General features: G+C 49.2%; 1 protein-coding gene. It reads left to right on the forward strand.

What is annotated here, in order from left to right; genetic code table 11:
* Positions 1 to 190: 190 nt before the first annotated feature.
* On the forward strand, positions 191 to 1,198 hold the full coding sequence (locus tag QVO39_RS07675) for a malate dehydrogenase (protein WP_018027886.1): 1,008 nt from the start codon (positions 191 to 193) through the stop codon (positions 1,196 to 1,198).
* Positions 1,199 to 1,250: the final 52 nt, after the last annotated feature.

The raw sequence follows: 1,250 nt of genomic DNA on the forward strand, positions 1-1,250 counted from the left end.
TAGCTGAGTGGCACCCTGACGGGTGCTTTTTTATTAAAAAACTACCGTCCGATAAAGTCATTTTATCGGGCACCGAATTGGCCGCCACCGCATTTTCTATGGCGAATATTATTTATTTACAAAATTCTTTATTACATTTGTGGAAGTATTAGATGACGGTATTATTTTCACAATATAAAGTTTATATCTTATGAGTTTTTTGACTGACGACAAGCTCGTGATCATCGGAGCAGGAGGTATGATTGGTAGCAATATGGCACAGACAGCAGCTATGATGCGCCTCACCCCAAATATTTGCCTATACGACCCCTATCTTCCTGGTCTTGAGGGCGTGGCAGAGGAGATCCGCCACTGTGGATTCCAGGGTCTCAACATGACCTTTACCGACAATTTCGAGGAGGCTCTAAAGGGAGCTAAGTACATCGTATCCTCAGGTGGCGCCCCTCGTAAGGATGGCATGACTCGTGAGGACCTACTCAAGGGTAATAGCGAGATCGCTGCCGACCTCGGTGAGCACATCAAGCGCCTTTGCCCCGATGTAAAGCACGTGGTAATCATCTTCAACCCTGCCGATATCACCGGTCTCGTAACCATGCTACATGCAGGCATCGACCCACGCCGTGTAACCACTCTTGCAGCACTCGATAGTACTCGTCTGCAGAGCGAGCTAGCTAAGCACTTCGGTGTAGCTCAGTCCGAGGTTACTGGTGCACGCACCTTCGGAGGCCACGGTGAGCAGATGGCAGTCTTTGCATCAAATGCCAAGATCGCTGGCAAGCCATTGAAGGACTACATGGGTACCGACAAACTGACCAAGGAGCAGTGGGAGGAGATCCGTACCAAGACCACTAAGGGTGGTGCCAATATCATCAAGCTACGTGGTCGCTCATCATTCCAGAGCCCAGCATACTGCTCTATCGAGATGATTGCTGCTGCTATGGGTGGTGCTGAATTCCCATGGCCAGCAGGTACTTTCGTGAACAACGATAAGTTCCAAAACATCATGATGGCAATGGATACCAAGATCGGCAAGGATGGTATCGTTACCTACAATATGCCAGAGGGTACTCCAGAGGAGATGGCCGAGCTAGAGGCTAGCTACAAGCACCTGGTAGACCTCCGCAATCAGGTGATTGAGATGGGCGTGATCCCAGCAGTAGAGGATTGGGGCACCATCAATAAGCACTTCGCTAAGTAATCTCCTTATAGATAGAGAAAAACAAATCCAAAAGGGTCGGGCTCCTCGTGAT

Source organism: Porphyromonas sp. CAG:1061 (assembly GCF_000435035.1).
Taxonomy (GTDB): Bacteria; Bacteroidota; Bacteroidia; order Bacteroidales; family Porphyromonadaceae; genus Porphyromonas_A; species Porphyromonas_A somerae.